The 5,102-nt window shown below is 47.8% G+C and carries 6 protein-coding genes and 2 pseudogenes; 7 read left to right on the top strand and 1 reads right to left on the bottom strand.

Going from position 1 to position 5,102, the window contains the following annotated elements; all coding sequences use genetic code 11:
- Positions 1 to 213 precede the first annotated feature (213 nt).
- The 5 genes and pseudogenes from DXZ20_RS04680 to DXZ20_RS04660 all read left to right on the top strand — a co-directional run.
- Positions 214 to 921, top strand: a complete 708-nt coding sequence (locus DXZ20_RS04680; RefSeq protein ID WP_163696753.1) for a tetratricopeptide repeat protein — start codon at positions 214 to 216, stop codon at positions 919 to 921.
- A 138-nt stretch (positions 922 to 1,059) separates the two neighbouring features.
- Positions 1,060 to 1,488: a hypothetical protein gene (locus tag DXZ20_RS04675; RefSeq protein ID WP_163668590.1), complete on the top strand. Its 429-nt coding sequence runs from the start codon at positions 1,060 to 1,062 to the stop codon at positions 1,486 to 1,488.
- Positions 1,489 to 1,610: 122 nt separating this feature from the next.
- On the top strand, positions 1,611 to 2,144 hold the full coding sequence (locus DXZ20_RS04670; protein ID WP_163668588.1) for a hypothetical protein: 534 nt from the start codon (positions 1,611 to 1,613) through the stop codon (positions 2,142 to 2,144).
- A gap of 150 nt (positions 2,145 to 2,294) precedes the next feature.
- The gene (locus tag DXZ20_RS04665; protein WP_163671783.1) at positions 2,295 to 2,537 is read left to right on the top strand and encodes a hypothetical protein; all 243 of its coding nucleotides are present in this window, start codon (positions 2,295 to 2,297) and stop codon (positions 2,535 to 2,537) included.
- Positions 2,537 to 2,743, top strand: a pseudogene (locus DXZ20_RS04660) (type II toxin-antitoxin system VapC family toxin); the annotation flags it as partial. The gene DXZ20_RS04665 and the pseudogene DXZ20_RS04660, both read left to right, overlap by 1 nt.
- 43 nt (positions 2,744 to 2,786) lie before the next feature.
- On the opposite strand, the pseudogene DXZ20_RS04655 reads toward DXZ20_RS04660, so the two are convergent.
- Positions 2,787 to 3,191, bottom strand: a pseudogene (locus DXZ20_RS04655) (transposase); the annotation flags it as partial.
- A 39-nt stretch (positions 3,192 to 3,230) separates the two neighbouring features.
- Between DXZ20_RS04655 and DXZ20_RS04650 the strand changes: the two are divergent.
- The gene (locus tag DXZ20_RS04650) at positions 3,231 to 3,485 is read left to right on the top strand and encodes a hypothetical protein (protein ID WP_163696751.1); all 255 of its coding nucleotides are present in this window, start codon (positions 3,231 to 3,233) and stop codon (positions 3,483 to 3,485) included.
- A 5-nt stretch (positions 3,486 to 3,490) separates the two neighbouring features.
- On the top strand, positions 3,491 to 5,102 hold a 1,612-nt coding region (locus tag DXZ20_RS04645), incomplete at its 3' end, for a recombinase family protein (RefSeq protein WP_163703392.1).

The raw sequence follows: 5,102 nt of genomic DNA, 5'->3' as shown, positions 1-5,102 counted from the left end.
GGGATGCCGGACAGCTACCCTGTTGAAGGCTAAGATCGACCTCCTAAAGGACTGATCTGTCTGACAGAATATTCACGCACCAAAGCCAAGGTAAAATGGAGTTTTTCGATCGCCGTATAACTCAAATGCAGCGGACGGTTGAGAGTCGTTGGTGTGGAGTTTGAGGCTATCTACTGCCGCTGATTTGAAACGTTATGTGTCAAGTGGAGCCGTATGCCTGACTCAACTGAACTCGTCCATCGTGCGATCGACTTGTCAGACGCTGAGGACTACACCGGTGCGCTGAACCTCCTGACGCGCGCTATCACCGTTGATCCAAACAACGCACAGGCGTACTTCGAGCGCGGAATGGTGCTGTTGAATCTTGACCAAGATGCCAATGCCATTCCGGACTTTGATCGCGCTCTCGCGATTGATTCTGAATTCCCCGGCGCGCGGGATTGGCGCGCGCGCGCGCGCCAATCGCTGGGCGATCATCAAAGCGCCGCTGAAGATCGTCTGAAGGAGCTGCAATCACATCCCAACGGCCCGCATGAAGGCATGGGCGTCAGTCCACAGAAATGGGCGGATTGCGCCGAAGCATTCATCAACGCTGGCAACCACCAAAAAGCTCGCGAATTGCTCGAAGATTACTTCGACAATTACTCAATCAAAGTCACCAGCTACGCACGCTTTGAAACCGCCCCAATGCGCATGCTCGCGAAACTGCTAATCCAGTCAGGCGATTTTGAGCGTGGCTGTGAGTTTGCGCAACAAGCGTATTCCAGCGATCACCAATGCCCGATGGATGTGCTAATATATGCTCTGGTGCTCGAGTCTTCTGGTGACTCAGTTGCCGCTCGCCGCGTCTTCGATGAAGCAAACCAGATCAATGATCAGATGCCGGGCGTCAAAGATTTACACGAACGCCTAACTGAATGATACATAACAATATAATGCACCAGAGTTGCCGTCCGGGGCGAATCTGAAATCAACGTCGCTGGCGGCAACCCGGTGATTGTCGTCGTTATGCGGCAACATGACACCGCTTCTCTTTGACTCAACAGTCGAATCACACCAATGGGCGTCACGATTAACACGCTTCACCACATGGATGGTCACCACGATCGACATTTTGGTTCCATCACGCACAACGGTCAGACACTTGATGCAGTGCTGGTTGGCCCATATGATCGACTCCAATTGTTGCTTCACTCTGACGCGATCGCAGAATATGAACTCGACGAGATCACCTCCGTCGAGTCCGGACTGGATAAGGACGATGCGTTGTCCGGGGTCTTCCCGTTAACGGATAACCAAATTGCAGTCGATGGCTCAATTCACCGCGAAACCAAAATCGACGAGTTTGTCAGCATACTCGATATTTACATTCAAAACGGGGCCGACTTTCTCGCCGTCTCAAGCGAGCAGCTTGGGCAAAAGCCACCGGTCGGCAGTAGAATCAGGATTGTGGGCAAGGGGTTACACGTCTATCCAACGTTCATTTAGGTCTGCGCAATGCCTCATAACAAGGCATTGCACCGGAGTGATGGACACTCGCTTTCTGTTTTTCGTACATCGTTCGCCACTTCCCGGTGAACTTGGTCGTTAGCTGGCATACAAAGCGCATAATGCGACACGTAGAACTAGCCAAGCAACTATGGCCGAAAGCGAAGTTTATCCTGCTGCCATGGGACGGAGCAGCGACGGAGGTGTTTATCACGTCACTTGACAATGACTCCCTACACCATTCCATAGAAGTAATTCAAAATTTCGTAAATAACCCTGAGATTATTTGTATTGCCAATGAGAACGTTGAAACGCCCGTGCCTCTAACTTCAGTTGCGCTGAAAAAGCTCAGTGCCGATCCAGATAACCTTATCCAACATGCAATGCGTGGTTCATTTATGAAAGCAGATGATATGTGCTTTTACATTTGGGTGGATGGACCAAACCAGTCACATGATATCGAAATAGTGTTCTGGAATGACCTACATTTCCCGAAGACAGTATCCGATGAGCAACATATCACTACTTGGGAAAGGATCGTGACTTTTACTGAACAGATTAGAGAGGGAACATTAAATAGCAAATGTATTCTCACTCCGGAGCACAATGGGCCTATAGAAGAGTTGTTTGACCATAAATCTATTGTTGTTTGGTGAAAACCATGCAGCAGCCCATTGAAGCTTTGGTATACTACCTTTGTAAGGGAGCATCGGTGCGTGTAGCTTTTAGAGTATTTACACTTATTTAAAGAGTAAAAGCTTGGATCAGCTATCATAGTTACAGCTATGGTATTCAGATCTAACATCATGCTGCGGGAAAACCTTAAGCAGGAAATTGATAAGCTCAATGACAGCCAACTAAGGAAGATCGCTGACTTTATCAATTCCGTCAAAGCTCAGGCTCAGCAACTTGCACAGTCAATGCCATTTTGGCAACGTGCAACGCCTGTCGAACGTGCCGACAATTTCCGTAGATGGGTAGCTCAACTGCCTAAAACAAGCGTCACACTATCAGATGAGGCGTTTGACCGTGGCAATATTTACGAATAATGACTAGATACTTGCTAGATACCAATGTTGTTCTACGGTTCAGTAATCCATCTGATTCTCAACATGATCTAGCCACTGAAGCTGTAGCTATTTTATTGTTCCAGGGCAACGAGTGCTATCTAACAGCACAGGTTTTGATTGAGTTGTGGGTTGTCGCAACACGTCCAGTAGATGTGAACGGATTGGGATGGTCAGTTGAACAAACGCATGATGGAGAGTGATCTGAATTTTGTGTAAGCGCTTGTTTGTTTAGAGAGAAAAGCGTTCTGGGAACAGGATAGCAAAATGTGACAAGGCGGCACGCCAATCTTTAATCGGTCGATTCCATTTTTTCGCGATATTATTCATCGCCAGATACATTAGCCTGCAGACAGCGGCTTCATCTGGAAAGACTGCTTTGGTTTTAATCACCTTTCGCAGAGAGCGATTGAGGGATTCGATAGCATTGGTGGTGTAAATCACCCGACGAATCTCCATGGGGTAATCGAAAATAGGAATCACATTCTCCCAGTGGCGGATCCAAATCTGGCTGACGGCTGGATAGGTCTCATCCCATCTTTCAGCAAAGGCATCAAGGGCTGCTTCTGACTCAGCCAGGGTAGCGGCTTGGTAAATCGGTTTGAGGTCCTTGGCAACGGCCTTTCGGTCTTTCCAAACTCCAGCCACACTACCCTGATAAGAGCTAAAAGTAAGTTGCTCCCAATTATTGGGGTATCCGGGTTATTAGGGTTGGTTGCCCTAGTTGATAAACTAAATCGCAATGAAATAACTGTTCTCAAGGATCCGCAACGATGTCATCGCACTCTACCGCCCCCCCGCTGTAGTCAAATCCAAGCGTCTATCGAAGATTTGGCACCAGTTGCCCACACATCAACACCAGCAAATTCTGACGCTCCTCAGTCAAATGGTGATGAACCGGCTCAACGACCGGAACAACCAAGGAGGTGAAGAAGATGCCTAATGCCAGCCAAGGTAGTGACTGGAGCGGACGAATCCAAGCCCATCACCAAGACCGCTTAGCCATTGTTTATGTTCGCCAATCCACCCTTCAGCAAGTACTAGAAAATCAAGAGTCAACCCAGCTACAGTACAACTTAGTTGATAGAGCCGTGAGCTTAGGGTGGCCAAATGAACGCATATTGGTTATCGACGAAGACTTAGGGAAGTCGGGTGCAGAGGCGAATAATCGGATCGGTTTCCAGCGTCTAGTCACCGAAGTCAGCTTAAACCATGTGGGCTTAGTGCTGGGGATTGAAATGTCTCGTTTAGCCCGCTCGTGCAAAGACTGGCATCAGCTCTTAGAAGTCTGTGCCTTGTTTAATACGCTAATCGCAGATCAAGATGGTATCTATGACCCAAGTTATTATAATGACCGTCTACTGCTAGGTCTCAAAGGCACGATGTCAGAAGCTGAACTACATCTGCTCAAGCAACGCATGAATCAGGGGAAATTAAACAAGGCGAAACGAGGAGAGCTACGATTGATGCTACCGACTGGCTACATTCGACAGCCATCCGGGGAAGTGACTTTTGACCCAGATGAGCAGGTTCAGTCAGTCGTGCATCTGCTTTTTCGCAAGTTTGATGAGATTGGGACTATCAATGGTGTTTTGCAGTATCTGGTACGACATAACATTCAATTGGGCATTCGCCTGAAGGGTGGGCTGAACAAAGGTAAATTAGACTGGCGACCGCCAACCCGCTCTACCCTTCACGGATTTTTCAGAAATCCAATTTATGCAGGGGCCTATGCCTACGGGCGACGTCGCCCTTCTTCATCTCAGTCCGCTAACGAGGGTCGTTGTTGCGGACCATTGAGTTTGTTGCCTGAAGATTGGCAAGTTTTTCTGCCCGACAAATTTCCGGCTTACATCACCTGGGAGCATTACGAAAACAATCTGTCGAGAATTAAAGAGAACCAATCTAGGGCCGAAACGCTTGGTAGTCCCCGTCAAGGAGCGGCGTTACTATCAGGTCTTCTAACCTGTGGACAGTGCGGTAATCGCCTAAATGTTCGTTATGCTGGCCAGAATGACTACCATGGCTATAGTTGCACACGTCAATATAGCAGCTATGGTGGTTCAGCCTGCCAGTCAATTCCAGGCGAGGCTTTGAATCAGTACATTAGTAACTGTGTTTTAGACGCAGTAGAACCAGCGGCTCTAGAACTTTCCATCAAAGCTGTCAGTCAGATTGAATCGGAACAGGCCGCACTCGAGAAAGTGTGGCAGCAACGACTAGAGCGCGCAGCCTTCGAAGCTGACAGAGCGGCTAGACATTATCAGTGTGTAGAACCAGAGAATCGTTTAGTTGCCCGGCAACTAGCTAAGACGTGGGAAGAAAAGCTGATTGAAAAACAAAAATTACAAGAAGAATATCAACGATTTTCTCGTCAACAATCACAGCAATTAACTGAGGAAGAGCGTACTCTAATCCAACGGCTATCAGATGATATTCCGGAACTTTGGAATGCTCCTTCAACTACACAAAAACAGAGAAAAGAGATTATTCGCCAACTAATTTCAAAAATTGTCGTACAGGCCGAAGGGCGAACAGAAAAAGTTA

Origin of the sequence: Adonisia turfae CCMR0081, assembly GCF_011009555.1 — a bacterium.
Lineage (GTDB): Bacteria > Cyanobacteriota > Cyanobacteriia > Phormidesmidales > Phormidesmidaceae > Leptothoe > Leptothoe turfae.
Note: the sequence above shows the minus strand (reverse complement) of the source record. Positions and strands in the feature narration are given on the sequence as shown.